This window comes from Nitrospirillum guaranorum (genome assembly GCF_034653275.1).
In the GTDB taxonomy this organism is placed as follows: domain Bacteria; phylum Pseudomonadota; class Alphaproteobacteria; order Azospirillales; family Azospirillaceae; genus Nitrospirillum.
In genome coordinates this window covers 351125-376374 of the sequence record NZ_JAYEES010000003.1, presented here as the reverse complement: position 1 = coordinate 376374, position 25250 = coordinate 351125, and the positions used below count along the sequence as shown (strand labels likewise).

The following is a 25250-nucleotide window of genomic DNA, read 5'->3' as shown; positions in this document are numbered from 1 at the left end:
AGGGGAACGGGAAGGAAGGCCGGCCCGACGCCGGCCTAGCAGGAAAAGACGCGGGCGATCAGCGGCCCACGGCCAGCATGCGCTCCACCGCCAGGCGGGCGCGATCGGCCACCGTGGGATCGATCTCCACCTTGGGCTCCAGGGTGCGCAGCGACTCCAGGATGTTGGAGAGGCTGACCCGCTTCATATGGGGGCACAGGTTGCAGGGGCGGATGAATTCCACGTCCGGATACTCGGTGGCGACGTTGTCGCTCATGGAGCATTCGGTGACCATCAGCACCCGGTTCGGCCGCGCCTCGCCCACATACTCCACCATGCGGGCGGTGCTGCCGACGAAGTCGGCCTCGGCCAGCACCTCGGGCGGGCATTCGGGGTGGGCGATGATGGTCAGGTCCTTGAAGCGGGTGCGGTAATCGCGCAGCTCCGCCCCCGTGAAGCGCTCATGCACCTCGCAGTGGCCCTTCCACTTGATGATCTTCTTCTTGGTCTGGGTGGCGACCCAGCTGGCCAGGTATTCGTCGGGCAGGAACAGCACGCTGTCGCTGTCCAGCGATTCCACGATCTCCACCGCGTTGCCGGAGGTGCAGCAGATGTCGCTTTCCGCCTTAACCTCGGCCGAGGTGTTCACATAGGTCACCACCGGCACGCCGGGGTGCGCTTCGCGCAGCAGGCGGATGTCGGCGGCGGTGATGCTGTCGGCCAGCGAGCAGCCGGCCCGCATGTCGGGCATCAGCACCGTCTTGGCCGGGTTCAGGATCTTGGCCGTCTCGGCCATGAAGTGCACGCCGGCCATGACGATGACGTCGGCGTCCGTTTGAGCCGCCTTGCGCGCCAGCGCCAGGCTGTCGCCCACGATGTCGGAGACACAGTGGAAGATTTCCGGCGTCTGGTAGTTGTGCGCCAGGATGACGGCGTTGCGTTCCTTCTTCAGCGTGTTGATGGCGTGCACCAGCGGCGCGTGGAAGGGCCACTCCACCTCCGGGATCACCTTGGCCACCCGCTCATACAGGGGGCGGGTCGCGGCGGCGACGGCGGGGGTGTATTCGAGATCGAGCTCGGCAACGGACATCGGGACACCTGGCAAGCGAACGCGCCCACGAACGACATCGGCCCGCATGGCCGGCCCCCACGGCGCGACAAGCGGGGGCGTCTTCCCTGTAACCTCACCCCTTATGCTCTATTTGAGCATTAGGGTGACTAATGCTCGCTCGGAGCATAAGGGGTGTCAAGCCCGCTTTAAGGGGCCATTCATGTAACTGTCACAGGGGTGCCCCGGGTCCACCGCATCGCTGCGGGTGCGAAGAAGCGTGACCCGGAAACGGAAAAAGCAGCCGAAATCAGCCGCTTATATATTTTCCTCAGGCCCGGGTGGGGTGTTTTTTACCCCCAGGGGCGGGCGCCCGCATCCGCGGGCTGGCTTGCCCTCGCTTTCCAATCTGCTGACGCTCCCCGAAAAGCTCCAGCGGCCCGGGTCGGGGCCACAGCGGCGGGAGACACGCTCCTGCCGCCGCTGGGAGGCGATATCAGTCCAGCGCGAAGACCTCGGCCTTGAGGTAGGCGCTTTCCGGGAGCAGGGGGTGCACCGGATGGTCGGGGCCGGCGCCGGAGAAGCGCAGGATGCGCCCTTGGCGGCGGGCGTCGCCCAGGCCCTTGGCCACCAGCTCGGCGAACAGCTCGGGCGGCATGTTGTGGCTGCAGCTGGCCACCAGCAGGACGCCGCCGGGGGCGGTGATCTGGGCGCCCAGCTTGGCCAGCTTGCGATAGGCGCGGCTGCCGTTGGCCAGGTCCTTCTTGGACTTCACGAAGGCCGGGGGATCGCAGATCACCACCTCGAAGGTCTCACCGGCCTCGGCCAGGCGTTCCAATTCGGCGAAGGCGTCGGCCTTGCGCAGTTCCACCGTGTCGGCCACACCGTTGGCCGCCGCCGCCTTGCCCGCCAGTTCCAGGGCGCCGGCCGAACGGTCCACCAGCACGGTGCGCGCGGCCCCGCGCGTGGCGGCCAGCACGCCGAACCCGCCGCAATAGCTGTAGAAGTCGATGACCGAGCGGCCCCGCGCCAGGCTGGCGACGAAGGCGCGGTGGTCGCGCTGGTCATAGAACCAGCCCGTCTTCTGACCGCCCGCCGGATCGGCGAAGAAGGTGGCGCCGTTTTCTTCCACCTTGATGGGGCCGTCGACCGCGCCCACGGCCACGCGCACCTCTTCCCCCACGCCTTCCAGGCCGCGGGCGGCGCTGTCGTTGCGCAGGATGACGGAGGAACCCGGGAACACCGTGGCCAGGCCGTCCAGGATCTGGGGCAGCAGGCGGTCCATGCCGGCGGAATTTGCCTGCACCACCAGCACGGCGCCATAGCGGTCGACGATCAGCGCCGGCAGGCCGTCGGCCTCGGCATGCACCAGGCGATAGTAGGGCCGCCCGATCAGCCGGTCGCGCAGCGCCGCCGCCGCGCGGAAGCGGTCGGCGAAGAAGCCGGCGTCGATGGTCACCGTTAGGTCGCGGGTCAGCACGCGCGCCGCGATCAGGGTGTGGGGGTTGAAGGTGGCGATGCCCAGCACGCCGCCGCCGGCGTCGGCCAGCCGCACCAGCCCGCCCTTGGGCAGGGCCTTGGCGGCGGCGTCCATCTGGATCTCGTTGGAATAGGCCCAGGGGTGGCCACCGGCCACGCGCTTGTGCCGGCCCGCCTGGAACAGCAGGGTGGGAAGCTTTTCAGTCATGGGCCGGAGCATAGCGCGCGGCCCCGAAGGCACAACGGCAAAGGGCGCAAGGGATCCCGTCGCCGGGAACGCATCTCGTCCTCAGGCTGGCGCGCCCGCCGCCTCGGCCATCAGGTGCTTGCACAGGCGCCGCCCCTCGGGCAAATGGCCCAGGGCGTGGAAGCGCGCCAAAGACGGGTGGGCCTTCACCTGGCTGTCCGGCAGGGTGATGTGGATGGCGTCGCAGCCGTGCCGGCGGGCGATGCGGTCCATTTCCACCAGCAGGGCATCCCCCGCCCCCTCCGGGTCAAAAAGGTCCAGGGCCACGAACACGTCCACCTGCAACCCCAGACGGTGGTCCAGGTCCGGCACCAGCAGGTAGGAGAACAGGCCGTGCATGTAGCGGTGGTCCAGCTGCACCGTGACGATGCCGCCGCGGCTGCCGGGCGCCAGCAGGGCTTGGGCATGGTCGCGCCAACGCTCCACCGTCAAGTCCGGATAGAACGGGCGCATCAGCGCGTAGGCCTGGTCGATCTGTCGGGCGTCCAGCGGACGGGTCACGAAGGTGGGCATGAAGGCGCAAATCCGAGACTGAGGGATAGCCATCCTGATGCCGGCAGCCGAACCGCCGCCATGACATGGATCAAAGAATAAACGCGGGGATGGAGTAAGCCAGTCATCGCCATGTCTAGGCTTTTCCTCAGTCGTTTCCCGGCTATATGCTGATCCCGCGGCACTGATTGGGGAACGAAAGACCGGCCGCATCACTCCGACCGCGATCCGCGCGGGGCCCCGGGGGTGACGGCTGACAGCGGAGTGCGGCGATGACCCACATCGATTTTGCCTATTCCAGGGATCCGAATGGCCAAACCAACGGGAAGACCGACCCGGCGGGCGAAATCCACCCCTGCAGCGCCTGCACCGTCCGCACCCTGACCGTCTGCGCCGCCCTGGAGGCGGAGGAGCTGCGCCGCCTGGCCGAGATCCTGCAGACCACCCGCTTCGACGCCGGCCATACCGTGTTCGGCGAGGGCGATCCGGCGGAAACGCTGTACAACGTCACGTCCGGCACGGTGAAGGTCTACAAGCTGCTGCCCGACGGGCGGCGGCAGATCACCGGCTTCCTGCTGCCCGGTGACTTCTTCGGCCTGTCGGTCAACGACAGCTACGCTTACACCGCCGAGACGGTGACGCCCGTGTCGCTGTGCCGTTTCCCCCGGCGCCGCATGGAGGCGCTGCTCGACGAATTCCCCAAGATGCAGCGCCGCCTGTTCTCCATGGCGTCGAATGAGCTGGCGGCGGCGCAGGACCAGATGCTGCTGCTGGGCCGCAAGACGGCCAAGGAGAAGATCTGCTCCTTCCTGCTGCTGCTGTCCCAGCGGGCCAGCCGGCGCGGCCACAAAACCAACCCGGTGCATGTGCCCATGAGCCGCGCTGACATCGCCGACTATCTGGGCCTGACCACCGAAACCGTCAGCCGCACCTTCACCCAGCTGAAGACCAGCCGGGTCATCAGCCTGCTGGAAGGCAACAAGGTGCAAATCCAGGACATGGACGATCTGCTGGATCTGGCCGAGGGCGCCTGAGTCACAAGGGGCGATGATCACAAGCGGAGCGATTGCAGCCGCCGCGCCCGCTTTGCGCAGACTTCCCAGGGCTTTGCCTTTTTGCATTGTTCAAATCGAGTCGTTTTGGCGACCGTTGGCGCAATAAAGAAACTAGGCGCGTTATTTAATAAATCAAACTTATAATTAACCGATCTTTTGGATTCTCGATCCTATCCGCTTGCATTAGCGTGCTTTTTTCAGAAAAAGCCGAAGACGCGACCGATGACTCGATTCAGGATCCTGCACCGCGTGGTGCTGGCGTTGCTGGTGCCGTCGCTGGGCCTGCTGCTGGCCGCCGCCCTCATCCTCGCTGAAAAACAGGCGACGGTATCCCAGATGCGGACGCTGTCGCGGTTGACGCAGCTCGCCACCACGGTGGGCGACCTCGTGCATGAGATGCAGCGCGAGCGGGGCGCGTCGGCCGTGTTCCTGGGCAGCAAGGGCGCCCAGCTCCAGCGTGAGTTGCCGGAGCAGCGGGCCCGCACCGATCAGCGGCGTCAGGCGCTGGAAGCGGCGCTGAAAAGCGACGCCACCGCCTCGGCTGGCCGCGCGCTGGCCCAGATCCTGGCGGACGCCACCGGGCGGCTGGCGCAACTGGACGAGATGCGGCGCAAGATCGACGGCTTGCAGATACCGGCCGCCGAGTCGAGCGCCTATTTCACCGCGACGATCCTGCGCCAGTTGGACGTCGACATCGAGATTTCCAAGTCGGTCACGAACCCGAGCGTGGCGCGCGTGCTGTCGACCTATGTCAACTTCACCCAGGCGAAAGAGCGCGCGGGGGAGGAGCGGGCGAACGGCGCCCCCGCCTTCGCCGCCGGTAAGTTCGACATCACCCAATACCGGCGCTTCCTGGGCACGCTCGCGGAAGAGGCCACCTATTTCCGGCTGTTCACCGCCAGCGCCTCCCCCGAGGACCAAGCCTTCCTGGACCGGACGGTGACCGGCGAGGCGGTCAGCGAAGTCGAGCGGATGCGCAAGGTCGCCGTGGAGACGGCACCGGGCGACGCGCTGGGTGGCATCGATGGCGCCTATTGGTTCAAGACGGCGACCGCGCGCATCGACATGATGAAGACGGTCGAGGACTATCTGGCCCGCAACCTGCTGGCGCAGGGTGATCGCGTCCGGGACGAGGCGCGCGGCGTGCTGTGGACGGCCCTGGCGGCGACGCTGGTCCTTTTCGGTGTCACCGGCGTGCTCAGCACCGTGATCGTGCGCGACATCACCCGGCCGGTGGCCGGCATGACCGACGCCATGACCCGGCTGGCGGGGGGCGACCAGTCGGTCGATGTGCCGGGTATCAGCCGTAGGGACGAGATCGGCGACATGGCGGCGGCCGTTCAGGTGTTCAAGCGCAAGATGACCGAGGCGGAACGGCTGCGCGCCGAGCAAGCGGCGATGGAGCGTCGGGCCGAGGAGGAAAAGCGGGCGGCGATGACCAAGCTGGCCGATGAGTTCGAGGCCAGTGTCAGGGGGGTGGTCGGCACGGTGTCCTCCGCCTCGGCGCAGTTGCAGTCCACGGCGCAGTCCATGTCGTTCACGGCCGCGCAGACGAGCCAGCGGTCAACCACGGTGGCGGCGGCGGCCGAGCAGGCGTCGGCCAATGTGCAGACGGTCGCCTCGGCGGCGGCGGAGCTGTCCTCTTCCATCGGGGAGATCAGCCGGCATGTGGCGGAGTCGACCCGCATCGCCAGCCAGGCGGTGACCGATGCCGGCCGGACGAACGCGCAGGTGCAGGCCCTGGCGTCCGCCGCGCAAAAGATCGACGACGTGGTGAAGCTGATCAACGGCATCGCCGGCCAGACCAACCTGCTGGCCCTGAACGCGACCATCGAGGCGGCGCGCGCGGGCGAGGCGGGCAAGGGCTTCGCCGTCGTCGCCTCCGAGGTCAAGCTTCTCGCCACCCAGACCGCCAAGGCGACCGAGGACATTTCAGCCCAGGTCAAGGCCATCCAGCAGGCCACCGCCGATTCGGTGCAGGCCATCGACGGCATCACCGGCACGATCACGCGGATCAACGAGATCGCGACCACGGTGGCATCGGCGGTTGAGGAACAGGGGGCCGCCACCCAGGAAATCGCGCGCAGCGTCCATCAAGCCTCCTCCGGCACGGCGGAGGTCGCCACCAACATCACCGCGGTCACGCAGGCGGCCGGGGAGACGGGGGCCGCCTCCAGCCAGGTCCTGACGGCGGCGGCGGACCTGTCGCGTCAGTCGGATGCGCTGCGCGCCCAGGTCGACGCCTTCATTTCCAAGGTGCGCGCGGCGTAAGGCGATCAAATCTGGCGGGCGAACGCCGCCACGTCGGCATCGAAACGGCGGGGCGCCTCGATGAACGGGGCGTGCCCAACGCCCTCGTACACGCGCACCTGCGCCTGGGGCAGGGTTTCCGCCAGCCAGTCGGCCATGGCCGGCAGGATCACCGGGTCCGCCCCGCCATGGACCACCAGGGCGGGACGGTCGAAGGCCGCCAGGGCGGCGCCGTCCATCTGGCGGCGCATCATCGCCCGCCGTGCCGCCAGGGGCACCGACAGGGTATCGGCCGCCGCCGTCCCCGCCTCATCCCATATCTCCTCCCCCAGGGCCAGGGCGTGGGCCAGAGCCTGGGCGCCGGCCGCCTGCGCCGCCGGGTCGTCGGACAGCAGGGGCGGGAAATGGGCCTTGGCGGCGGGCCCCAGATAGGGGGCGGCCGCCTTGCCCAGGCGGGGGCAGGCCCCGACGAAAACCGCGCCGGCGATCCCCTCCGTCCCGTAGGCCGCCACATGGTCGGCCAGCACGGCGCCGCCATAGGACCAGCCCACCAGGATCACGTCCGCCAGGCCCAAGGCGCGGCGCACAGCCATGACATCGTCGCCCCAGTGCGGGCCGTCGCCATAGGCGGCCGGATCCTCCGGCCGGCCGGACCGGCCGTGCCCCCGCAGGTCCAGCGCCAGCAGGCGGAACTCCCTCGCCAAGGGACCGGCGAATTGGACGCGGAAGGCGCGATGGCTCTGGCCGAAGCCGTGCAGGAACAGCAGCGGCCGCCCATGGGGCACACCGCCCTCGGCCACCGCCAGCAGGGTTCCATCCCCCGCCGTCACCTGATGCAAGGCCATGGCCCGGTCTCCCGTCCGTTCTCTTCGTCCTCCCGCGATAGCGGGGTCTGGCCCCGCACGCAACCCCGCCCCGCGCATTTTTCCCGAGTCCCCCTTTGACTCGAGGGCCGATCTGGCCCATCTATCGCCGGCATGGGCGTGGAAAATCACATGAAGGAATTCGCCCCGCCGCCTCCTCGGGCGGACGGGCGGGTGAACCTGGTCGGCCTCTCGCGGGACGATCTGGAGGCTGAGGTCGCGAAGGCCGGGCTGGAGCGTTTCCGCGCGCGCCAGCTGTGGCACTGGATCTATCATCGCGGCGCCACCGACTTCGCGGTGATGAGCACGCTGGCCAAGGGCGTGCGCGAGACGCTGGCCAACCTCTACGTCATCGACCGGCCCACCGCCGTGAAGGACCTGAAGAGCGAGGACGGCACGCGCAAGTGGCTGGCCCGCATGCCCGACGGCCAGGAGATCGAAACCGTCCACATTCCCGAGGAAGACCGCGGCACGCTCTGCGTCTCCTCCCAGGTGGGCTGCACCCTGACCTGCCGCTTCTGCCACACCGGCACGCAGCGCCTGGTGCGCAACCTGGACGCCACCGAGATCGTGGGCCAGGTCATGCTGGCCCGCGACCACCTGGACGAATGGCCGGCCCCGCCCGATGGGCGCATGCTGAGCAACATCGTCATGATGGGCATGGGCGAGCCGCTGTTCAACTACGCCAACGTCGCCAAGGCGCTGAAGATCGTCATGGATGGCGAGGGCATCGCCATTTCCAAGCGGCGCATCACCCTGTCGACCTCTGGCGTGGTGCCCATGATGCGGCAGTGCGGCGATGATCTGGGTGTGAACCTGGCCGTCAGCCTGCACGCGGTGAATGATGAGCTGCGCGACCGCATCGTGCCGCTGAACCGCAAGTACCCCATCAAGGAACTGATGCAGGCCTGCCGGGACTATCCGGGCCTGAGCAACGCGCGCCGCATCACCTTCGAATACGTCATGCTGAAGGGCGTGAACGACAGCCTGGCCGACGCGCGCGAGTTGGTGCGCCTGCTGCGCGGCATTCCGGCCAAGATCAACCTGATCCCCTTCAACTATTGGCCGGGCGCCCCGTTCGAGTGCTCGACCGATGAGCAAATCACCAAGTTCGCTGACTTCGTGAACAACGCCGGCTACGCCTCGCCCGTGCGCACCCCGCGCGGTCGCGACATCCTGGCCGCCTGCGGCCAGCTGAAAAGCGAGAGCACCAAGCCCACCGCCCAGGCCCGCATCGCGGCCCTGGAGGCGCACAAGGCCCTGCAGGCCGAGTACGCCGCCCAGGTGGCGGAAAAGGAAGCCGTTCTGGCCGCGACGGGGACTCTTTAGTTAGGTTCCTCAAGCGCCGGCAGGGCCATCCGGCCCTTTGGCTTGTCCTCGATTTCCAGTCCACTTCGTTCCCCGGAAATCTCCGGCGGACGCGGTCGCGTCCTACAGCGGCATGAGGGATCATGCCGCTGGGGCGCTTTCCCAGGCTGGCGCTGAGGCACCTCAAGGCCGGGGGCGACGCCGGCCTGTAATCCCTGCGGCGCTTTGGCTATCATCCGGCCGATAAGACCCTGGGGGGACGTGCGCTTTGGATCTCGGTACCGATCTCGTCAACAGCCTGATGATCCACATCGGCGTCACGGCTCTGTTGCTGTGGCCAGCCTATCGTGTGGTCATGCGCGCCGGCCTTCCCCGCCGCTGGCCCCTGTGGCTGGCCCTGCCGCTGCTGGGGCCCGTCATCTTCCTGGTGCTGCTGGCCAAGACGCCCTGGCCCGTCCTGCCCGTCCGCCCCCCAGGATGCACCCGCGCGAGCGCCTGAGGCGCGAGCGGGCGGCCGCCCAAGCCACCGCGTCGGAGTAAGCGCCCATGCTGCCCCTAGCCTACGCCCCCGCCCTCGGCCTGCTGCTGCCCAACTGGGCCGCCCTGCTGATCGTCGTCATCCTGGCCACCATCGCCGTCTGCGCCGCAGGCCTGGTGCTGGCCAAGGTGGGCCGCAACCCCTATTGGGCGCTGCTGCTGTACTTCCCCGTCCTGGGCGTCCCCGCCCTGTGGTACCTGGCCTACACGCGCTGGCCCCGGCAGCAGGCGTGAACCGCGCACAAGGCGGGCTGGGGATGCGGTCGCGACAGGCGCACTAATCTTGCCAGGCGGGCGGCCGGGGGATAACGTCCGGACGCATTCCACCCTGACCTTAAGCGGGCGTACAGTCATGAGCGTCAAGAAAGTTGTCCTCGCCTACTCTGGCGGTCTCGACACCTCCGTCATCCTGAAATACCTGCAGGAGACGTATAAGTGCGAGATCGTGACCTTCACCGCCGACCTGGGCCAGGGTGAAGAGCTGGAGCCCGCCCGCAAGAAGGCCGAGCTGCTGGGCGTGAAGCCCGAGAACATCTACATCGACGACCTGCGTGACGAGTTCGTGCGCGACTTCGTGTTCCCCATGTTCCGGGCCAACACGCTGTACGAGGGCGTCTACCTGCTGGGCACCTCCATCGCCCGCCCGCTGATCGCCAAGCGCCAGATCGAGATCGCCAAGGCCGTCGGCGCCGACGCCGTGGCCCACGGCGCCACCGGCAAGGGCAACGACCAGGTGCGGTTCGAGCTGGGCTACTACGCCCTGAAGCCGGACATCAAGGTCATCGCCCCCTGGCGCGAATGGACCCTGAACAGCCGCACCGCTCTGCTGGAGTTCGCCGAGAAGCACCAGATTCCCATCGCCAAGGACAAGCGCGGCGAGGCGCCGTACAGCACGGACGCCAACCTGCTGCACATCTCTTACGAGGGCAAGGCGCTGGAGAACCCGTGGGAAGAGCCCGATGAGGACATGTACACCCGCACCGTCGCCCCGGAAAAGGCGCCGGATACCCCGACCTATGTCGAGATCGAGTTCGAGGGCGGCGACCCGGTGGCCGTCGACGGGCAGAAGCTGGGCCCGGCGGCCCTGCTGACCCGCCTGAACGAGCTGGCCGGCGCCAACGGCATCGGCCGCCTGGACCTGGTGGAGAACCGCTACGTCGGCATGAAGAGCCGTGGCGTGTACGAGACCCCCGGCGGCACCCTGCTGTCGGTCGCCCACCGCGCCATCGAGAGCCTGACGCTGGACCGCGGCGCCATGCACCTGAAGGACGAGATCATGCCGCGCTATGCCGAGCTGATCTACAACGGCTTCTGGTTCAGCCCGGAGCGTGAGGCCCTGCAGGCCCTGATCGACAACACCCAGAAGCGCGTCACCGGTGTCGTGCGCCTGAAGCTGTACAAGGGCTCGGCCCGCGTGGTCGGCCGCCAGAGCCCGAACTCGCTGTACCGCCTGGACTACGTCACCTTCGAGGCCGACAGCGTGTACAACCAGAAGGACGCCGAAGGCTTCATCAAGCTGAACGCCCTGCGCCTGCGCCTGGGCGCCATGGCCGGCAAGCAGTAAGTCTCAGCACTCAGGAAAAGCCCCGCCTGGGAGACCGGGCGGGGCTTTTTTCTTGTGGGCGCTCGGGAGGAACGCCACCTCTATTTCTTTTTGAACGCATCCCCGGCGAAGGGCGTCTCGCTCATCGGGGCCGCCCGGTCGTCCTGGCCTTTGAGCGTCGCGGCGTATGTCGCCCGCCACTCCTTGTCGGTCTGGCCGGAGCGCTTGCGCGCCTTGGCCTTCTTGACGCAGTCGGCGATCATCTGGTCCATGGCGCTGAGCTTGGCCGGGGGCGGCGGCTTCTTCTTCGGGGGTGGCATGGGGCCTCGCTGGTGGGAGGCCATAATCCTACTCCAGCCAAGGGGACGGCGATAGCGTGCCGGTCCCGGCGGCCAATGACGCCTCGATCAGCCCTCGCAGGAAGCGCGCACCACCGCCAGCAGCGCCTCCGCCTCCCCCGCCACCTCCACCACCTTGTTACGGTCGGTCAGGCCGGCGACGATGGTCAGGCTGGATTTGGGCACGCGCCAGGTCTTGGACAGCAGCTTCAGCACGGCCTCGTTGGCCTTGCCGTCCTCGGGCACGGCGGTGACGGCCACCTTCAGCAGCCGGCGACCCTCCGGCCCCTCCATGAGGCCCTGGAGGGCGGTGCGGGAGGCGCGGGGGGTGACGCGCAGGTGCACGCGCACCCCGCCGGGAATCGGCTCGACGGTGGGTTTGCCGGTGTCGGCGGCCACGGCCTTAGCGGAACATCAGGCTGCTGAACATGTAGTTCTGGATCAGCCGTTCCAGCGCCCAGATGATCAGCATCAGGACGATGAAGGAGATGTCGACGCCGCCCAGGTTGGGCACCACGTTGCGGATGGGACGCAGCAGCGGTTCCGTCAGGCGATAGGTGATGTCCATCAGGGTGGCGACGAACCGGTTGCGGGTGTTGATCACCCCGAAGAACACCAGCCAGCTCAGGATGGCGCTGATCATCAGCACCCACCAGGCCAGGTTCAGAACCACGAGCAGCAGTTCCAGGATGGTGCGGATCAAAGGATCCATAGCAGGTCCGTCCCCAATGGTTTCAACGGCATGGCCGCCACCCTACGGGCGGGGCGTCCCCATGTCCAGCGCGGGCCCGCATTGGACGTGCGCGCCTCGCCCCAAGCGGCCCCACCGCCGCAAGCACCCCGGCGCCCGCATGGCCCGCATTCCATTCTTTTCGCGGAATGGCCGCTTGACATGCCCGGTCACCCTGAGCATTATCCCGCCCACTTCAGGCGCCCGGGCCAAGGCCCACCGCCGGATTTGAGTGTGGGGCCGTAGCTCAGCTGGGAGAGCGACGCGTTCGCAATGCGTAGGTCGGGAGTTCGATCCTCCTCGGCTCCACCAAATCCCCCTTCCGGACAATGCGTGATGATGTGGAACGGACCGATCGGTGCCGTTCCTTCGTCCTGTCCGCCATCCGCCCGTCGCACACCAACGAAGACGGCGCGGGAAACCGGCCCCGCGCCGTCTTCATCGATACCCGCCGACTGACGATCAGAGGGCGAAGCTGTAGTAGGCCACCAAGTTGTTGGCCCCGGGGTTGACCGTGCGCGTGCGCGGCGTGCCGGGGATGGTGACGGTCTTGCCCAGCTCGGCGTTGGAGATGTGGCTGAGGGCGATGGAAAAACGGTCGCCGTTGCTGAAACGGTAGCCGGTCTCGATCTGGGTGCGGAACTCCAGGGGGTAGCCCATGTCCTTGCCGTCGCCATGGGCGTAATAGCCGGCGGCGGCGCTGGGGGTGATGAAGAAGGGGCCCCAGGTGAAATCGGCCTGCAGGCCGCCATAGCCGTAGAAGGCGCCCTTGAAGGTTTCCATCACGCCCACCAGCGGCTTGATGGCGAACCAGTCGTCCACCTTCACCAGCGACCAGCCGAAGCGGTATTCGGCGGTGACGAACTGGCTGCGGTCGTGTGGGGTGTCGGCGTCCACCTGGAAGAAGGCGGGCGGATCGATCCAGGACTGGTCATAGATGCCGATGCCCAGGGCCAGCAGGTCGGGATCCCGGTCAGCGGCCAGGGCCGGCGTCGCGATGCCGGCGGCAGCGGTCAACAGGGACGTGGCCAACAGGGACCGGGCCAGCAGAGAGGTGGCGGCGCGCAAACCACGGCCGCGCGGAGCCTTGCGGGAGGTCTTCGTCATGATCCTGCTTGGAAAAGATGGGAAGGGCTTCCGTCTTTATGCAGAGCAATCCCGCGCCAACTCAAGGGGAAACGGACAAAATTGCCCAAGGTGCGACCGCCTATACCCCCTACATAGCCAGGCCGGCCATAGGCCGGATGGCCCGCAGCCGCCAGGGGCGCCTCAGCGCCGGGCGGGGTTCAGCCGGCGTTCCGCCAACTGCACCCCCCGGGTGATGAGGAAGCTCATGCCCAGGTACACGGCACCGGCCAGGCAGAAGACCTCGATGGGCTGGAAGGTGCGGGCGGCGACGGCCTTGGCCACGCCCGTCAGTTCCATCAGGGTGATGGTGCTGGCGAGCGCGCTGCCTTGCAGCATCAGGATGATCTCATTGCCGTATGCGGGCAGCGCCAGGCGGAAGGCCTGGGGCAGGATGATGCGGCGAAACAGCAGGCGGCCGCCCATGCCGCAGGCACGCGCCGCCTCCACCTGGCCATGGGGCACGGCCTCGATGCCGCCGCGCATGATCTCCGCCGTGTAGGCGCCGGTGTTCAGCACGAAGGCGATGATGGCGCACCAGTATGGCTCCCGCAGCAGGGGCCACAGCACGCTCTGGCGCACGGCGTCGAACTGGCCCAGGCCGTAATAGATCAGGAAGATCTGCACCAGCAGGGGCGTGGAGCGGAAGACGTAGATGTAGCCGCGCGCCACCCACGACAGGGGCGCCAGGTGCGACAGGCGCATGAGGGCCACCAGCGTGGCCAGCACCAGGCCCACCAGCAGCGACAGGGCCACCAGCTGCACCGTCAGCCAGGTGCCGGTGACGAACTGGGGCAGGGCCGCCATCAGGGCGGCGACGAGGGGGGAGTTCATCGGGCGGCCCTCCGCACGCCGCGCCCGGCCCACAGCTCCGCCCGGGCGAACAGGCGGCCGGACAGGCCGGCCATGGCGAGGTACAGCAGGCCGGCGGTGGTGAAGAACAGGAAGGGCTGGCGGGTGGCGCCCTGGGCCAGATAGGCCACGCGCATCAACTCCACCAGGGCGACCACGGAGACCAGCGAGGTGTCCTTCAGGGTCAGCTGCCAGACGTTGCCGAGGCCCGGCAGGGCATAGCGCAGGGTCTGGGGCAGCATGACGCGACGGAAGGTCAGCCAGCGGTTCATGCCCAGGGCCTTCGCCGCCTCGACCTGGCCGTGGGGCACGGCCAGGGCGCCACCGCGCAGCACCTCGGCGGAATAGGCGCCGGACACCGTGCCCACCGCCAGGATGCCGACCGGCAGGGCCGAAAGCTCCACCGGGCCGTTGAAGCCCAGCAGGCCGACGACCCAGGTGGCGGCGCTGTTGCCGCCGAAGAACAGCAGGTAGATGACCAGCAGCGAGGGCACGCCGCGCACGATGGTGGTGTAGACGTCGGCCGCGACCCGGCCGCCACGATGGCCCGACAGCTTCAGGGCCGCCGCCGCCCCGCCTAGAGCCAAGCCCCACAGGTAGGCCGACACCGCCACCAGCAGGGTCATCCCCATGCCCTGCAGCAGCTGCAAGCCCCAGCCCCGGCCCCCAAAGCCCAATAGGTCTATCATTACCGTGTCAATTCCTCAGGCGCCGGCGGGGCATCCGCCCCTTGGCTCGTCCTCGATTTCCAGTCCACTGCGTTCCCCGGAAATCTCCGGCGGCCCCGTCGGGGCCTAGTCGCTACGCTTCCCTCTTATTCCTCAAACGCCGGCGGGGCATCCGCCCCTGGCTCATCCTCGATTTCCAGTCCACTGCGTTCCCCGGAAATCTCCGGCGGCCGCAGTCGCGGCCTAGTTTCATTTTCGACTCGAACATCCGGAACGCTCTAAAATCTAGGCCGCGACCGCGGCCGCCGGAGCGAGCACCGCCCAGTCAACGTAAAGGGGCGCAGCGAGGATAGCCAAGGGGCGGATGCCCCGCCGGCGCCTGAGGCAAACTCAATGCGCCGACGCGTCGAAGTGGAACCACTGTTCCGCCAGCTTCTTCATGGTGCCGTCTTCCTTGGCGGCGGCGATGGCGTTGTTCAGGGCGTCCAGCAGGCGGCCGTCCCCCTTGCGCAGGGCGGCGGCGATGCCGGGGCCCAGCAGGCCGCCGGTGATGCCCGGGCCGAAGGTGGCGGCGTTCTGACCGTCCGTGCCCTCCAGGAAGGGCTGCCAGCCGGTCATGTCGGCCAGGCCGGCGTCGACACGGCCGGTGGCCAGGTCCAGCGACAGGTTCTGCAGCGTGTCGTAACGGCGGATGGTGACGGTGTCGCCCAGGTAGGTGTCCAGGAAGTTGGCGTGGATGGTGGCCACCTGCACGCCCACGGTCTTGCCCTTCAGCGCCGCCTTCAGCTTGTCCATGGCCTGGGTCCCGGCCTCGTCCATGTTGGCGATGTCCAGCCGCTGCAGGCCGAAGTCGATCTTGGTCAGGGGGCTGTCCTTGGGGGCCACGAAGTAGGCCGGGGTCAGCACGTAGGGGACGGTGAAGTCCACCGCCTGCCGCCGCTCGTCCGTGGCGGACATGCCGGCCAGGATGACGTCGTACTTGCCGGCCTGCAGCCCGGGGATGATGCCGTCCCAGGCCTGGGCGGCGATCTCGCATTTCACGCCCATGCGCCGGCACAAATCCTTGGCCAGGTCGATCTCGAACCCCTTCAGGGTGCCGTCGGGCTCCGCCACGTTGAAGGGCGGGTAGGCCCCCTCCGTCGCCACGCGCAGGGGGTTGGGCACCCCCTGGTCGGTCACGGTGGGCGCGCCGGCGCCGGACGGCGCGCGGTGCGTCGCCAGGTACGCAGCCCCGGCGACCACCGCCACCGCGATCAGGCCCAAGACCAGCTTCTTCATGAAACCCCCTACGAAACCAATGACGGGACGGTCCGCATCAACACCCCGTGTCCGATCGGCCGCCGCTCTTTGTTGTCCAGTATGCCTTAAGCGGGCCGGGCCAGGAATTGCCGGCAGCGTTCGCTGCGGGGGTTGCCGAACACCTCGTCGGGCGTCCCCTCCTCCTCCACCCGGCCCTGGTGCAGGAACAGCACGTGGGAGGAGACGTCGCGGGCGAAGGCCATCTCATGCGTCACGATCAGCATGGTGGCGCCCTCATCCGCCAGCTGGCGGATGACGCGCAGCACCTCGCCCACCAGTTCCGGATCCAACGCCGAGGTCGGCTCATCGAACAGCATGACGCGGGGCTGCATCGCCAGCATACGGGCGATGGCGGCGCGCTGCTGCTGCCCGCCCGACAGCTGGCTGGGATAATAGTCCTGGCGCTGGCCCAGGCCCACCTTGTCGAGCAGGGCCTTGGCCCGGTCCACCGCCTCGGCCCGGGGCACGCCCAGGACATGCACCGGCGCCTCGATGACGTTTTCCAGAGCCGTCATGTGGGTCCACAGGTTGAAGCCCTGGAACACCATGCCGAGGCGCTGGCGGATGCGGTCCACCTGGCGGCGATCGGCGGGCACGGCCGCGCCGCGACGGTCACGGCCCATGCGGATCAGCTCGCCATTCACCCAGACCTGGCCCTCGTCCGGGGTCTCCAGCAGGTTGATGCAGCGCAAGAGCGTGCTCTTGCCCGACCCGGAGGATCCGATGAGGGAGATGACGTCGCCGTCCCGCGCCGTCAGGGAGACGCCCTTCAGCACCTCCGTCTCGCCGAAGCGCTTGTGCAGATCCCGCACGGCGATGGCGGTGTTGGCTTGGTCGGCCACGGCGACAGCCGGCGATTGCGTCATAGGACCCCGAAATTCGTCCGGACCCATCCGGACCTGAAAGCGCACCCGGCCGGCGCGGCGATGGGGGCCGCGCGCCAGCCGGTGACCGTGAATGACCGTGGGACGTTCCCTGAGGAAACCCCGAAGCCGGCAAAACTACCGTGCGCCGCCCGGGACGGAAAGAGGTTTCCTGTCACGCCCCTTGGAGCAAGCTCAGGTGGCCGGGCGGCACCCATTGCCGATGCGGCCCCCGCCAAACGTGGTAGTGTGACCTGGCACCCCGGCGCCCGGCGGCGGTGGGGCGCCGTCGTTCATCACCCGGAACAGTCCAGCGCCCATGAGCACAGGCATCCAGCCCACGGCCAACCGCAGCACCCACTTCCTGTTCGACCACAAGGTCTTCACGGTCGACGGCTGCCGCTTCATCCTGTCCAAGACGAACGATGAGCCGGTGATGTGCATGAAGCTGGGCAAGCTGGACGTCGAGGTGCCCATCGAGAAGATCTGCACCGAGTTCGGCATCCAGCCCAAATCCTTCGACGGCCAGTTGCTGACCATGGCGGCCAAGGGCCTGCGCTATGTCCGCGAAATCCGCCCCGGCGACACCATCCCCAACGAACTGATCGACGGCACCGCCAGCTGGCGGGTGGACGAGCGGCACTACAACGTGGCCAAGGGCCGCCTGACGGTTCAGCTGGTCACCTGGCTGACGGGCGGTGAGACCGTGGTGTCCAGTCCCGAACAGCTGGAACAGGTGGTGGAGGACCCCGGCACCAAGGTCCGGGTGCACGAAGCCTTCCGCATGATCGCCAACCGGCTGTCGCTGGCCGGCGACCCGGAGGAGGAGATCGGCCTGCACATCGACATGCTGGCCAAGGAACTGTCCTATATCGAGGCGCTGCGCGAGCGGGCCCTGGCCCTGCACAAGGTCCGCCAGGGGCTGGAGATGGCCCACCGCATCTACAAGGCCGAGCGCATGGTCAAGGAAGAGATCGTGCGCATGCAGACCCTGTCGCTGCCGCCCATCGCCGACCTAGAATCCCGATTCGCCCAGGTCGACGCCCAGACGGGCGAGATCCTGGCCATGCTGCGCAAGTTCGACCAGAACATCAGTTACATCCGCGAGATGCGCGACGACCTGCACCAGTCGCTGCTGCCCTGGGACGAGGTGCTGGACGGCTGGCTGACCGTGACGGTGGAGAAGAGCCCGGAGCTGGAGGCCCTGATGAAGCGGACCTACCACTTCCTGGCCAAGCGCTACAGCCAAGCCACCCAGTGGCGCCTGGCGACGCGGCCGGCGCCTAAGTGATTGTTCCCTCAGGCGCCGGGCGCCCGCATCCGCCGGCTTGGCTATCCTCGATTTCCAGTCCGCCTTCGGCTCCCCAGAAATCTCCGGCGGCCCCGGTCGGGGCCTAGGCTGGCGTTGCCAGCCAGCCGGAGCTTCCGGGCCAGGGTTTGGCTCTTGCGCTCAACTACCGCAGTTGCAGTTGTCGGAGCCGCAGGGCCCGGGGGCCTTGCCGGCGGCGACCTGGCGGCGGCGGACCATGCGCATCACGGTGGGGCGCAGGACCCAGGCCAAGGCGGCCGCCACGATCAGGCCGACGACGATCTGTTGAGCCATGATGTCCCCCTTACGCCCACCCCAGGCTGGCGGCGATGTGGTAGGTGGCGAACGAGGCCAGGTAGGCCAGGGTCAGCATGTAGCCGAACATGATGAGCGGCCATTTCAGGGAGTTGGTCTCGCGCCGCACCACGCCCAGGGTGGAGGCGCACTGGGGCGCGAAGACGTACCAGGCCAGCAGCGACAGGGCCGTGGCCAGCGACCAGCTATGGCCCAGCGTGTCCATCAGCGCCGTCACATTCTCCTCGCCGCCGCCCACGGCGTACACGGTGCCCAGGGCCGCCACCGCCACCTCGCGCGCGGCCATGCCCGGTATCAGCGCCACGGTGATCTGCCAGTTGAAGCCGATGGGCGCCACCAGCGGCTGCAGCCAATGCCCCACCATGCCGGCGATGGAATAGTCGATGGCGGGATCGGTCGCCCCCGCCGGCGCCCCGGGAAGGAGCTGAGGAACCAGATCAGGATCATGATGCTGAGGATGGTGGTGCCCGCCCGCTGCAGGAAGGCCTTGGCCCGCGTCCACACGCCCATCACCAGGTTCTTCACGTCCGGCACCTTGTAGGCCGGCAGTTCCATCAGGAAGGGTTCCACCGTGCCGCGCCACACCAGGCGCCGCATGACGAAGGCCACCAGCAGGGCGCTCAGGATTCCCGCCGCATAGAGCCCGAACATGACCAGGCCCTGCAACGAGAACACCCCGCCCACCGTGCGGTCCGGCACGAAGGCGGAGATGATCAGGGTGTAGACCGGGATGCGGGCGGAGCAGGTCATGAGCGGCGCCACCATGATGGTGGCCAGGCGGTCGCGCCGGTTGTCGATGACGCGTGTGGCCATGATGCCGGGAATGGCGCAGGCGAAGCTGGACAGCAGGGGGATGAAGGCGCGGCCATGCAGGCCCGCCCCGCCCATGATCTTGTCCATCAGGAAGGCCGCGCGCGGCATATAGCCGAAATCTTCCAGCAGGATGATGAAGGTGAACAGGATGACGATCTGCGGCAGGAAGACGATGATGCTGCCCACGCCGGCGATGACGCCGTCGGTGATCAGGCTGCGCAGGATGCCGTCGGGCATGGCGCCGTTGATCCAGGCTGCCAGGGCGTCGAACCCGGCCTTGATGCCGTCCATGGCCGGCTGCGCCCAGGTGAACACCGCCTGGAACATGAAGAACAGCACGGTCAGCAGGATCAGCAGCCCCGCCACCGGGTTCAGCAGCACGGCGTCCAGCCGGTTGGTCCAGGTGTCGGGCTTGGTCGGCGGGCGCACCGCCAGCTTGATGATGCGGTCGGCCTCGCGGTGGGTGGCGCGCACCTCCTCCGCCGAGGGCTCGTGCCAGGTGTTGGCGCCGGCGGACGCGGCGCCCGCCAATTCCACCGCCACGGTGTCGATATGCTTCAGCAGGTCGGCGGTGCCGGCCTTGCGCACCGCCACGGTGGGCACCACCGCCACGCCCAGTTCCGCCGACAGGCGGTCGATGTCGATCTCGATGCCGCGATGCTTGGCGATGTCGAACATGTTCAGGGCCAGCAGCAACGGCCGGCCCACCTGCTTCAGCTCCAGCACCAGGCGCAGCACCAGGCGCAGGTTGGTGGCGTCGGCCACGCAGACCAGCAGGTCCGGCTCCGCCTCGCCCCGGAAGCGGCCCAGCACGACGTCGCGCGTCACCTCCTCATCCGGGCTGCGGGCGCGCAAGGAATAGGTGCCGGGCAGGTCCAGGACCTGGACGCGCCGCCCCTCGGGCGTGGTGAAGCTGCCTTCCTTGCGCTCCACGGTCACGCCGGCGTAGTTCGCCACCTTCTGCCGGCTGCCGGTCAGCGCGTTGAACAGGGCGGTCTTGCCGCAATTGGGGTTGCCGACCAGGGCGATGCGCGGGGCGGTCTGGAGGACGGGGGCGATGGCGTTCATGACCGGCGGTCTTCGGCGACGGCGCGCGGGGCGGTGCCCGGCGCGTCCGGCTGTTGCCACGCGGTGATCAGGATGGCCTCGGCCTCGCGGCGGCGCAGGGCCACACGCATGTCGTCCACCTTCACGGCGATGGGATCCCGGCCGAACAGGCCTTCGTGCAGGATTTCCACCCTGGCCCCCTCGACGAAGCCGATTTCCAGCAGCCGCCGCTCCAGCTCATCCGGGTCCAGGCTGTCGTGCAGGGCGCCGTCCAGCCCCACGCGGATCACCCGGCCCACCTCACCCTTCGCGGCCCGGCTCAAGGGGCGGGCGCCAGCGGGAAGGGCGGGGGCGGGAAGGGTGGCGGCAGGAAGGGCGTCCGGTCCCTGGTCGTGACCGTGATCGTGACCATGGTCGGGCGCGCCGTTAAGCCCAGCGGGGCGGGGAGAGATGTGCATCCGTGTACGCCTCGGGGCCCGTCGCCAGGAACCCGTCAAAAGGGGGATGCCCCAGGGGCACCCGGGGCGTCCCGGAAATTAATAGTTATTCTCACGCCTCTGCACAAGGGACGTGGGCACGCGGCCCCGCGTCGCATGAGGTTAGTCGCATGAGGTTATGGTCGCCGCCGCGGTCAGCGCCGCAGGCAGCCGTCCAGCCCGTCACGGGCGACGATGGCGGCGCGCTGTTCCAGGATGCCGATGCGCCGCGCGACATAGGGGCCGGGGTGGCGGGCGTTCCACTTGCGCGGGCTGGGCAGCACCGCCGCCAGCGCGGCCGCCTGTGACGGCGACAAGGCGGATGCCGGCACGCCGAAATAGGCGCGCGCCGCCGCCTCCGCCCCATAGAAGCCATCGCCCCATTCCACGATGTTCAGGTACATCTCCAGGATGCGGCGCTTGCCCCAGACCAGTTCGATCAGCTCGGTGAAGCCGAACTCCACCCCCTTTCGCAGCCAGGTGCGGCCGGGCCAGAGGAAGGCGTTCTTGGCCGTCTGCTGGCTGATGGTGCTGGCGCCGCGCAGCTTGTGGCCTTCCTCATCCTCGTCCATGGCAGCGTCCACCGCCTCCCAGTCCACGCCGTGGTGGCTGCAGAAGCGGCTATCCTCCGCCCCGATGACGGCGCGCTGCAGGGCAGGGGCGATGCGGTCCAGCGGCACGAAGGTCCAGCCCTGGGTGGGCGCGCCCTGCATCCGGCGGATAAGCATCAGGGGCGTGCCCGGCGGGTCCGCCACGGCGTAGAGGCAGACCCAGCCCAGGGTGAGCGCCACCCCCGCCAGCAGGGCCACTTGTGCCCAGCGGACGGCCCGCCGTAGCATCGCGCGCCGCGGGGCCTGTCGGCCGGCGCCGGCCTTGGCCGGCCTCGCGTTTACGAAGGGGGTGTCGTCCATGGCCTACACGCTGTTCTATTTCCCGGGAAATGCCAACCTGGCGCCGCACATGGCGCTGGAGGAAATCGGGGCACCCTATGAGCTGGCGCTGCTGGACCGCGCCAACGCCGAGCATAAATCGGCCCCCTACCTGGCCCGCAACCCCACCGGCCGCATCCCCACCCTGCTGGACGGGGCGGAGACGGTGTTCGAAACCGCCGCCATCCTGCTGCACCTGGCGGACAGGCACCCCGAGTCCACGCTGGCGCCCGCCCCCGGCGCGCCCGGCCGGGGCCGGTTCCTGACCTGGCTGTTCCACCTGACCAACACCATCCAGCCGGAATACCGCGTCTTTTATTATCCCGAGCAGCATGTGGGCGATCCCGCCCGCAACCCCGCCCATGTGGCCGACGCCAAGGCCACGGCGGAGCGGCGCCTGAACGACATGTTCGCCCTGATCGACCGCGAGCTGGCCACCCGCCCCCACATCGCCGCCGACCACCTGACCGTCGCCGACTTCCTGCTGCTGATGCTGGTGCGCTGGGGCCGCAATTTCGCCCACCCGCCCCGCGACCTGCCCCACGTGGGCCGCCTCTGCGCCGAGCTTCTGGCCCGCCCGTCCGTGCGGCGCGCGCTTGAGCAGGAAGGGCTGGCGGCGCCGTTTATTTAGCGGGCGAGCAGGCGATCTACCCAAGCGCTGATGGCATGGAGAAGATCCGCCAGGTCAGGATCCATGGCCTCGACCTCGCGGGCCGCCTGCACGCCAATGACGATGTCCACGAGCCGGGCGCGATTGGTCGCCGGATCGGTCGCGATCAAAAGAAGATAGTCGAGCTGGCGGTGAATGGAACCAAGGGTGGCGCTGTCCGGCCATGCCACCCGCAGCTGCCGGCAGCGGAGGAGGGCATCCTGGATCATCGTGCGCATCGATCATTCCCCGCTTCATACACCCCGGCTCATCCGCGTGGTGATGGCGTGCGCGGCCATCAGCGCTATTGACGCCAATCCTCGACAGGGTCGGCCCTCTTCAAAGAAGGGCGGCGGTCTCGGCATCGGGTATCACGGTCGGCCAGTGGTAGGCCCTGGTCCATTCCATGGAACCGTCCAGGATATCTTTCGCTTCGACGTCCAACAGGCGCGTCAACGCGCGAAGCACACGTTTCATGTGGTCGGCATAGCCCTGCGACGGCGATTCCCATTCCGCCGAGTACGGCACAGGATCGCGGCGCTTGTGCGCCAGATGGAGGAGGATGTTGTAGCCCTTCACAGGCTCGGACCTTTTATCAAAGTAAACGACGTGAATCGTTTCCCGGTCGGCGATGAGCTTTATCGCACAGTCGGCCCGTCGAAGAAGGACCTCTCCCCTCCCGATAACGGCCAGTTCCAGGCCGTGCCCGACCATAAAATCGGCCATCTCGGCCTTCACCAATTCCACGAGGTCGAGATCGCTGAACACGCAGCCCCCTCTCCAAAACCCGGTGGCGGCTTTCCATCACTCCGGCTTCGTTGCCCGTATTGCGTCCAACGCCGCCTTGACCGCTGGCGTCTCACCCCCGGTAACCTCTATTTCGAACCGCGCGAAGGCGCTTTCCAGGTCGCGGTATTGCTGCAACATTCCTTCGAAGAAATACGCCCTGTGCAAGCCCGGGTGTCCATCCGTCGGCTCCTGAATTCTACCCGCCTTAGCGTCGTCGATGACGGCTTCGATTGCACTTGCAAATTTCTTGGCTTCCGGATCTATCGCCGCATAGCGGCGTGACACTTCCTCCAGTATCAGGGCTGACTGTTTGAGATGTTCCTGATCCATTTTTCGGCCTAGTTCATTGTCGATGGAAATTATCCATTATTGTTTGGTAATTATAATCCCTCGAATAAGCGTCTTATCTATTTTAACCTCTAGAAAATTTTCAATGATCCAGCACGAATAACCACGTCAAATTCTGGGTTTATGTGTTTGAGACATAAGGATCTACCCCTGCAAGCTGCAAACGTCTTTGTACAGCAAACAATACTCGTGTCGCCTCGGCGGTTCCGACCATTGCTAGATTGGCTTCATCTTCAGATATCTCATCTTCTCTAATTTTGATCTGGTGCGTCCCCACATCGTATCTAATATAGAATTTGCCATCATCGTTAATAATGGCCATCGCACCGTCATCGTAGATTATTTTACGCATTATATTCCCCTCAAAACAGTGGCTTCACGATGTAATTTCCCGGCGTCACGGGATCAATAACAGCTTCAGGTAGGCCTCCTGGCCACGTGAGCCCGCCCGGGCGCCAGAAATTATTTGCCGCGAACTCATTTCCTGTGGGGATGCGGTATCCGGGTGATGCCGGAATGTCCACTCGAACCGGAGAACTGCCAAGATATCCCGAATCCAAGCCCAGTAGCTGCTCAAGTTTGCCAACGTCTCCACCCGATTTGGCAATCGCTTCATTTGCCACCGAAGGTGGAAGGACCCATGTTTCAGTTTTGCCGATGATACCAGTGGGTGCCGATGGTTGAATCCGAACAGCTCCATCCTTGAACAGAGCAGCGTGAGCTTCTTGATATTCCTGGGTAAGGTATGTGGACGGACTCGGCCTTTCCCCCTTAGGGATAGCAAGAATATCGGCCTCGCTATAGCCTGGCAGATATTCTGGGGTAAGAGGACCCAAAGCCTTTTTTGGCGGGGGAGGCAAATCCCTTTGGATAGGGGAGGGCTGAGGCGCCTCCGCCACCCTCTTCGGCGGCAGCGGCGGATCCTGCGGCGGGGGCGGCGGTTCCTCCACCACGGGGCGCTTGCCGCCCGAGGCCGGCTTCACCTTGGCGATCAGGGCGATGAGGGCGTTGATGGTCAGGATGGTGAGGCCGGCGGCGGTGCGGCGGGCGGCCTCGTCCAGGTTGTGCTGGGTCTTGGCGGTGGTGGCCAGGGCGATGCCGTGGCCCAGGTCGTTCAGTCCCTGGAACACCGACCAACCCACCATGGCGTAGCCCACGCCCAGCAGGATGACATCGATGGCCTCGCCATAGCCGGCCAGGTGTCCGCCGGCCCACACCACCAGGAAGCCGGCCAGCCAGTATAGCGTCTCCCGCGTGAACAGGCTTTTGGCCGCCTGCTGCATGTCGCGCGGCAGCAGGGGCACGCAGCGGCGCAGCGTGGCGACGACGCGGTCGGTCACCGACCATTGCGCCGGCTGGCCCGGCGGGTCCTCGTCCCCCTGGTCGTGCCGGGGCGGGTCCACGGGAGGGGGCGAGAGCGGGGCGACGGCGCGGGGGATGAGAAAGGCGCTGAGGTTGCCCATGGCCAGGTCGCGCATCGCCTGGTCGATGAGTTGGGTGTCGCTGACGCGGAAGTCCACGCCCTGCACCACATGGCGCAGGCGCAGGCGCAGGCGGCCGATCGCATCCAGGCCGTGCAAATACCGGATGACGCGGGCATCCCGCCAGATGGGGCCGCTGGCGGCCCCGCCCAGGGCATAGCGCCGCATGCCGGCGGGGATGCCGCGCGTGGGGCCGATCAGCAGGCGGCCCTCGGGGATCTCGGCATCCATCCAGTCGGCCATGGATAAACCGGCCGAGCCGCCGCCGCTGATGAAACTGTCAGGCACCGTCCCTTCCCCTGCGTTCAACCCGGGCCGCCACGCGACCCAGGGGGGTGAATTAAGGCGATCCCCTGCACGGGAAAGGGGCATATCCCAACAGGCCAGCCCGCGCGCCGGCCACCGCGCGCGCCCCGAA

At 67.5% G+C, this 25250-nt stretch carries 30 protein-coding genes and 1 tRNA gene; 9 read left to right on the top strand and 22 right to left on the bottom strand.

The annotated features are described in order from the left end of the window. Positions 1 to 58: 58 nt before the first annotated feature. The 3 genes from nadA to UAJ10_RS10540 form a co-directional block, all read right to left on the bottom strand. Positions 59 to 1069, bottom strand: a complete 1011-nt coding sequence (gene nadA / locus UAJ10_RS10550) for a quinolinate synthase NadA (RefSeq protein WP_322915328.1) — start codon at positions 1067 to 1069, stop codon at positions 59 to 61. A 454-nt stretch (positions 1070 to 1523) separates the two neighbouring features. Beyond that, entirely contained in the window at positions 1524 to 2714 is a 1191-nt protein-coding gene (locus UAJ10_RS10545) for a class I SAM-dependent rRNA methyltransferase (RefSeq protein ID WP_322915327.1), read from the bottom strand. 81 nt (positions 2715 to 2795) lie between these two features. Continuing rightward, positions 2796 to 3266, bottom strand: a complete 471-nt coding sequence (locus UAJ10_RS10540; RefSeq protein WP_322915326.1) for a hypothetical protein — start codon at positions 3264 to 3266, stop codon at positions 2796 to 2798. 326 nt (positions 3267 to 3592) lie between these two features. On the opposite strand from UAJ10_RS10540, the gene UAJ10_RS10535 reads away from it, so the two are divergent. Both UAJ10_RS10535 and UAJ10_RS10530 read left to right on the top strand, forming a co-directional pair. Further along, positions 3593 to 4279, top strand: a complete 687-nt coding sequence (locus UAJ10_RS10535) for a Crp/Fnr family transcriptional regulator (RefSeq protein WP_088872405.1) — start codon at positions 3593 to 3595, stop codon at positions 4277 to 4279. A gap of 243 nt (positions 4280 to 4522) precedes the next feature. After that, positions 4523 to 6571 carry a methyl-accepting chemotaxis protein gene (locus tag UAJ10_RS10530; protein ID WP_322915325.1) on the top strand — a complete coding sequence of 683 codons (2049 nt, stop codon included), beginning with the start codon at positions 4523 to 4525 and terminating at the stop codon, positions 6569 to 6571. A gap of 5 nt (positions 6572 to 6576) precedes the next feature. On the opposite strand, the gene UAJ10_RS10525 is transcribed toward UAJ10_RS10530, so the two are convergent. After that, positions 6577 to 7395 carry an alpha/beta fold hydrolase gene (locus UAJ10_RS10525; RefSeq protein ID WP_322915324.1) on the bottom strand — a complete coding sequence of 273 codons (819 nt, stop codon included), beginning with the start codon at positions 7393 to 7395 and terminating at the stop codon, positions 6577 to 6579. 132 nt (positions 7396 to 7527) lie between these two features. On the opposite strand from UAJ10_RS10525, the gene rlmN reads away from it, so the two are divergent. From rlmN to UAJ10_RS10505, 4 genes are all read left to right on the top strand, one after another. Then, complete coding sequence (rlmN, locus tag UAJ10_RS10520; RefSeq protein WP_416235360.1) at positions 7528 to 8742, top strand: dual-specificity RNA methyltransferase RlmN; 1215 nt, start codon at positions 7528 to 7530, stop codon at positions 8740 to 8742. A 247-nt stretch (positions 8743 to 8989) separates the two neighbouring features. Beyond that, positions 8990 to 9220 (top strand): hypothetical protein, encoded by a 231-nt coding sequence (locus UAJ10_RS10515; RefSeq protein ID WP_322915322.1) that lies wholly within the window; start codon positions 8990 to 8992, stop codon positions 9218 to 9220. Between the two features lie 47 nt (positions 9221 to 9267). Continuing rightward, a complete protein-coding gene (locus UAJ10_RS10510; protein ID WP_322915321.1) occupies positions 9268 to 9492 on the top strand; it encodes a hypothetical protein in 225 nt (74 codons plus the stop codon). A 118-nt stretch (positions 9493 to 9610) separates the two neighbouring features. Next, a complete protein-coding gene (locus UAJ10_RS10505; RefSeq protein WP_088870560.1) occupies positions 9611 to 10822 on the top strand; it encodes an argininosuccinate synthase in 1212 nt (403 codons plus the stop codon). Between the two features lie 80 nt (positions 10823 to 10902). On the opposite strand, the gene UAJ10_RS10500 is transcribed toward UAJ10_RS10505, so the two are convergent. The 3 genes from UAJ10_RS10500 to UAJ10_RS10490 all read right to left on the bottom strand — a co-directional run bounded on the left by UAJ10_RS10500 (position 10903) and on the right by UAJ10_RS10490 (position 11851). Continuing rightward, on the bottom strand, positions 10903 to 11121 hold the full coding sequence (locus tag UAJ10_RS10500) for a hypothetical protein (protein WP_322915320.1): 219 nt from the start codon (positions 11119 to 11121) through the stop codon (positions 10903 to 10905). A gap of 87 nt (positions 11122 to 11208) precedes the next feature. After that, positions 11209 to 11538: a DUF167 domain-containing protein gene (locus UAJ10_RS10495; RefSeq protein WP_322915319.1), complete on the bottom strand. Its 330-nt coding sequence runs from the start codon at positions 11536 to 11538 to the stop codon at positions 11209 to 11211. Positions 11539 to 11542: 4 nt separating this feature from the next. Further along, positions 11543 to 11851, bottom strand: a complete 309-nt coding sequence (locus UAJ10_RS10490; RefSeq protein ID WP_211098507.1) for a YggT family protein — start codon at positions 11849 to 11851, stop codon at positions 11543 to 11545. A 254-nt stretch (positions 11852 to 12105) separates the two neighbouring features. Here UAJ10_RS10490 and UAJ10_RS10485 point away from each other — a divergent pair. Next, a tRNA-Ala gene (locus tag UAJ10_RS10485) sits at positions 12106 to 12181 on the top strand. Between the two features lie 150 nt (positions 12182 to 12331). Here the strand turns inward: UAJ10_RS10485 and UAJ10_RS10480 are convergent. The 5 genes from UAJ10_RS10480 to UAJ10_RS10460 form a co-directional block, all read right to left on the bottom strand. Then, positions 12332 to 12976, bottom strand: coding sequence for an acyloxyacyl hydrolase (locus UAJ10_RS10480; RefSeq protein ID WP_322915318.1), 645 nt, complete (start codon positions 12974 to 12976; stop codon positions 12332 to 12334). A gap of 162 nt (positions 12977 to 13138) precedes the next feature. Continuing rightward, on the bottom strand, positions 13139 to 13828 hold the full coding sequence (locus UAJ10_RS10475; protein ID WP_322915317.1) for an ABC transporter permease: 690 nt from the start codon (positions 13826 to 13828) through the stop codon (positions 13139 to 13141). Continuing rightward, a complete protein-coding gene (locus UAJ10_RS10470; RefSeq protein ID WP_322915316.1) occupies positions 13825 to 14535 on the bottom strand; it encodes an ABC transporter permease in 711 nt (236 codons plus the stop codon). Before UAJ10_RS10470 ends, UAJ10_RS10475 begins: the two co-directional genes overlap by 4 nt. Positions 14536 to 14904: 369 nt before the next feature. Continuing rightward, entirely contained in the window at positions 14905 to 15792 is an 888-nt protein-coding gene (locus tag UAJ10_RS10465) for a transporter substrate-binding domain-containing protein (RefSeq protein ID WP_322915315.1), read from the bottom strand. 86 nt (positions 15793 to 15878) lie between these two features. Beyond that, on the bottom strand, positions 15879 to 16679 hold the full coding sequence (locus UAJ10_RS10460) for an ABC transporter ATP-binding protein (protein WP_322915314.1): 801 nt from the start codon (positions 16677 to 16679) through the stop codon (positions 15879 to 15881). A 316-nt stretch (positions 16680 to 16995) separates the two neighbouring features. On the opposite strand from UAJ10_RS10460, the gene UAJ10_RS10455 reads away from it, so the two are divergent. Continuing rightward, entirely contained in the window at positions 16996 to 17967 is a 972-nt protein-coding gene (locus UAJ10_RS10455; RefSeq protein ID WP_322915313.1) for a hypothetical protein, read from the top strand. A 159-nt stretch (positions 17968 to 18126) separates the two neighbouring features. On the opposite strand, the gene UAJ10_RS10450 is transcribed toward UAJ10_RS10455, so the two are convergent. The 5 genes from UAJ10_RS10450 to mtgA form a co-directional block, all read right to left on the bottom strand. Next, entirely contained in the window at positions 18127 to 18279 is a 153-nt protein-coding gene (locus UAJ10_RS10450) for a hypothetical protein (RefSeq protein ID WP_186457229.1), read from the bottom strand. A gap of 10 nt (positions 18280 to 18289) precedes the next feature. Further along, entirely contained in the window at positions 18290 to 18637 is a 348-nt protein-coding gene (locus UAJ10_RS30005; RefSeq protein ID WP_463667862.1) for a nucleoside recognition domain-containing protein, read from the bottom strand. Continuing rightward, positions 18595 to 20181 carry a ferrous iron transporter B gene (gene feoB / locus UAJ10_RS10445; RefSeq protein ID WP_463667861.1) on the bottom strand — a complete coding sequence of 529 codons (1587 nt, stop codon included), beginning with the start codon at positions 20179 to 20181 and terminating at the stop codon, positions 18595 to 18597. The genes UAJ10_RS30005 and feoB overlap by 43 nt, the downstream gene beginning before the upstream one ends. Next, positions 20178 to 20483 (bottom strand): FeoA family protein, encoded by a 306-nt coding sequence (locus UAJ10_RS10440; RefSeq protein ID WP_322915312.1) that lies wholly within the window; start codon positions 20481 to 20483, stop codon positions 20178 to 20180. Before UAJ10_RS10440 ends, feoB begins: the two co-directional genes overlap by 4 nt. Before the next feature lie 308 nt (positions 20484 to 20791). After that, positions 20792 to 21547 (bottom strand): monofunctional biosynthetic peptidoglycan transglycosylase, encoded by a 756-nt coding sequence (gene mtgA, locus UAJ10_RS10435; protein WP_322915311.1) that lies wholly within the window; start codon positions 21545 to 21547, stop codon positions 20792 to 20794. Here mtgA and UAJ10_RS10430 point away from each other — a divergent pair. Then, positions 21546 to 22196, top strand: a complete 651-nt coding sequence (locus tag UAJ10_RS10430; RefSeq protein WP_322915310.1) for a glutathione S-transferase family protein — start codon at positions 21546 to 21548, stop codon at positions 22194 to 22196. The genes mtgA and UAJ10_RS10430 overlap by 2 nt on opposite strands. Here UAJ10_RS10430 and UAJ10_RS10425 read toward each other — a convergent pair. The 5 genes from UAJ10_RS10425 to UAJ10_RS10405 form a co-directional block, all read right to left on the bottom strand. Next, on the bottom strand, positions 22193 to 22453 hold the full coding sequence (locus UAJ10_RS10425; RefSeq protein WP_322915309.1) for an immunity protein Tsi6 family protein: 261 nt from the start codon (positions 22451 to 22453) through the stop codon (positions 22193 to 22195). The two genes, UAJ10_RS10430 and UAJ10_RS10425, sit on opposite strands and share 4 nt — an antisense overlap. Positions 22454 to 22553: 100 nt before the next feature. Then, entirely contained in the window at positions 22554 to 22982 is a 429-nt protein-coding gene (locus UAJ10_RS10420) for a hypothetical protein (protein WP_322915308.1), read from the bottom strand. Between the two features lie 36 nt (positions 22983 to 23018). Then, on the bottom strand, positions 23019 to 23333 hold the full coding sequence (locus tag UAJ10_RS10415) for a hypothetical protein (protein ID WP_322915307.1): 315 nt from the start codon (positions 23331 to 23333) through the stop codon (positions 23019 to 23021). A gap of 139 nt (positions 23334 to 23472) precedes the next feature. Continuing rightward, positions 23473 to 23703, bottom strand: a complete 231-nt coding sequence (locus tag UAJ10_RS10410) for a hypothetical protein (RefSeq protein WP_322915306.1) — start codon at positions 23701 to 23703, stop codon at positions 23473 to 23475. 10 nt (positions 23704 to 23713) lie between these two features. Beyond that, on the bottom strand, positions 23714 to 25204 hold the full coding sequence (locus tag UAJ10_RS10405) for a hypothetical protein (RefSeq protein WP_322915305.1): 1491 nt from the start codon (positions 25202 to 25204) through the stop codon (positions 23714 to 23716). Between the last annotated feature and the right edge of the window lie 46 nt (positions 25205 to 25250).

What these genes read in the sequence shown, in the direction of transcription:
- nadA (WP_322915328.1), bottom strand. Translation starts at nt 1,069, where the DNA reads ATGTCCGTTGCCGAGCTCGATCTCGAATACACCCCCGCCGTCGCCGCC.
- UAJ10_RS10545 (WP_322915327.1), bottom strand. Translation starts at nt 2,714, where the DNA reads ATGACTGAAAAGCTTCCCACCCTGCTGTTCCAGGCGGGCCGGCACAAG.
- UAJ10_RS10540 (WP_322915326.1), bottom strand. Translation starts at nt 3,266, where the DNA reads ATGCCCACCTTCGTGACCCGTCCGCTGGACGCCCGACAGATCGACCAG.
- UAJ10_RS10530 (WP_322915325.1), top strand. Translation starts at nt 4,523, where the DNA reads ATGACTCGATTCAGGATCCTGCACCGCGTGGTGCTGGCGTTGCTGGTG.
- UAJ10_RS10525 (WP_322915324.1), bottom strand. Translation starts at nt 7,395, where the DNA reads ATGGCCTTGCATCAGGTGACGGCGGGGGATGGAACCCTGCTGGCGGTG.
- rlmN (WP_416235360.1), top strand. Translation starts at nt 7,528, where the DNA reads ATGGGCGTGGAAAATCACATGAAGGAATTCGCCCCGCCGCCTCCTCGG.
- UAJ10_RS10510 (WP_322915321.1), top strand. Translation starts at nt 9,268, where the DNA reads ATGCTGCCCCTAGCCTACGCCCCCGCCCTCGGCCTGCTGCTGCCCAAC.
- UAJ10_RS10505 (WP_088870560.1), top strand. Translation starts at nt 9,611, where the DNA reads ATGAGCGTCAAGAAAGTTGTCCTCGCCTACTCTGGCGGTCTCGACACC.
- UAJ10_RS10500 (WP_322915320.1), bottom strand. Translation starts at nt 11,121, where the DNA reads ATGCCACCCCCGAAGAAGAAGCCGCCGCCCCCGGCCAAGCTCAGCGCC.
- UAJ10_RS10490 (WP_211098507.1), bottom strand. Translation starts at nt 11,851, where the DNA reads ATGGATCCTTTGATCCGCACCATCCTGGAACTGCTGCTCGTGGTTCTG.
- UAJ10_RS10480 (WP_322915318.1), bottom strand. Translation starts at nt 12,976, where the DNA reads ATGACGAAGACCTCCCGCAAGGCTCCGCGCGGCCGTGGTTTGCGCGCC.
- UAJ10_RS10475 (WP_322915317.1), bottom strand. Translation starts at nt 13,828, where the DNA reads ATGAACTCCCCCCTCGTCGCCGCCCTGATGGCGGCCCTGCCCCAGTTC.
- UAJ10_RS10470 (WP_322915316.1), bottom strand. Translation starts at nt 14,535, where the DNA reads ATGATAGACCTATTGGGCTTTGGGGGCCGGGGCTGGGGCTTGCAGCTG.
- UAJ10_RS10465 (WP_322915315.1), bottom strand. Translation starts at nt 15,792, where the DNA reads ATGAAGAAGCTGGTCTTGGGCCTGATCGCGGTGGCGGTGGTCGCCGGG.
- UAJ10_RS10460 (WP_322915314.1), bottom strand. Translation starts at nt 16,679, where the DNA reads ATGACGCAATCGCCGGCTGTCGCCGTGGCCGACCAAGCCAACACCGCC.
- UAJ10_RS10455 (WP_322915313.1), top strand. Translation starts at nt 16,996, where the DNA reads ATGAGCACAGGCATCCAGCCCACGGCCAACCGCAGCACCCACTTCCTG.
- UAJ10_RS10450 (WP_186457229.1), bottom strand. Translation starts at nt 18,279, where the DNA reads ATGGCTCAACAGATCGTCGTCGGCCTGATCGTGGCGGCCGCCTTGGCC.
- feoB (WP_463667861.1), bottom strand. Translation starts at nt 20,181, where the DNA reads ATGAACGCCATCGCCCCCGTCCTCCAGACCGCCCCGCGCATCGCCCTG.
- UAJ10_RS10430 (WP_322915310.1), top strand. Translation starts at nt 21,546, where the DNA reads ATGGCCTACACGCTGTTCTATTTCCCGGGAAATGCCAACCTGGCGCCG.
- mtgA (WP_322915311.1), bottom strand. Translation starts at nt 21,547, where the DNA reads ATGGACGACACCCCCTTCGTAAACGCGAGGCCGGCCAAGGCCGGCGCC.
- UAJ10_RS10425 (WP_322915309.1), bottom strand. Translation starts at nt 22,453, where the DNA reads ATGCGCACGATGATCCAGGATGCCCTCCTCCGCTGCCGGCAGCTGCGG.
- UAJ10_RS10415 (WP_322915307.1), bottom strand. Translation starts at nt 23,333, where the DNA reads ATGGATCAGGAACATCTCAAACAGTCAGCCCTGATACTGGAGGAAGTG.
- UAJ10_RS10410 (WP_322915306.1), bottom strand. Translation starts at nt 23,703, where the DNA reads ATGCGTAAAATAATCTACGATGACGGTGCGATGGCCATTATTAACGAT.
- UAJ10_RS10405 (WP_322915305.1), bottom strand. Translation starts at nt 25,204, where the DNA reads ATGCCCCTTTCCCGTGCAGGGGATCGCCTTAATTCACCCCCCTGGGTC.